At 73.4% G+C, this 1198-nt stretch carries 1 protein-coding gene; it reads right to left on the bottom strand.

Going from position 1 to position 1198, the window contains the following annotated elements:
* The coding region (locus ACWCSD_RS52850; RefSeq protein ID WP_449927582.1) for a glycoside hydrolase family 38 N-terminal domain-containing protein at nucleotides 1–1091 on the bottom strand (1091 nt) is incomplete at its 3' end.
* Nucleotides 1092–1198: the final 107 nt, after the last annotated feature.

The raw sequence follows: 1198 nt of genomic DNA, 5'->3' as shown, positions 1-1198 counted from the left end.
GGGAAGTCCTGGTGCAGCTGGAGCAGGTTGGCGGCCTGGCCGGGGGGCAGGGTCTCGCGCCGGGCCCGCAGGTCGTAGGCGGAGACGATCAGGCCGCGCCCGTCCACCTCGACCCGGAGCAGGCCGTTGTCCAGCACGAAGCCGCCGTCCTCGCGGGGTTCCACGGCCGTCGGGGTCCCCGGTGCGGCCGGGGCCGCGCCGCCGGCCGGGACGCCGTTGCGGGCGTGCGGGGCCGCGTTGAAGACCAGCTCGTGGGGGCCGTCTCCGGCCAGGGCCCGCTGGGCGTCGTCGATCAGGCCGGTCAGCTCCTCGGCCAGCGCCGCGTAGGTGGCCCTGGCCTCGCGGTGCACCCAGGCGATCGACGAGCCGGGCAGGATGTCGTGGAACTGGTGCAGCAGCACCGTCTTCCAGATGCGGTCGAGCTGCTCGTACGGGTAGGGCGCGCCGGCCCGCACGGCGGCCGTGGCGGCCCACAGCTCGGCCTCGCGCAGCAGCGACTCGCTGCGCCGGTTGCCCTGCTTGGTCTTGGCCTGGCTGGTCAGCGTGGCCCGGTGCAGCTCCAGGTAGAGCTCGCCCACCCAGACCGGCGGGTCGGGGTACTCGGCCTCGGCCTTGGCGAAGAAGCCGGCGGGGGTCTCCCAGGTGACGGTGGCCGAGCCCTCCAGGTCGCGCAGCCGGGCGGCCTTGGCCACCATCTCGCGGGTGGTGCCGCCGCCGCCGTCGCCCCAGCCGGTGGGGGCCAGCGAGTGCCGGGCGACGCCCTTGTCCTTGAAGTTGCGGGCCGCGTGCGCGATCTCCCGGCCGTTCATCGAGCAGTTGTAGGTGTCGACCGGCGGGAAGTGCGTGAACACCCGCGACCCGTCGATGCCCTCCCACAGGAACGTGTGGTGCGGGAACGTGTTCGTCCGGCTCCACGAGATCTTCTGGGTGAGCAGCCGCTTCGAGCCCGCCGCCTTGATGATCTGCGGCAGCCCGGCCGCGAACCCGAACGTGTCCGGCAGCCACACCTCCTCGTTGTCGACGCCGAACTCGTCGATGAAGAACCGTTTGCCGTGCACGAACTGGCGGGCCATGGTCTCGGAGCCGGGCATGTTCGTGTCGGACTCCACCCACATGCCGCCGGTCGGGACGAACCGCCCGGCTCGTCGGCCGGGCGGTGGGCGGGGGCCAGCTCGCCGAGCACGCGGCTCAGGTAGCC

The organism is Nonomuraea sp. NPDC001684 (assembly GCF_053596515.1).
This window is presented reverse-complemented; position numbering and strand designations above follow the sequence as displayed.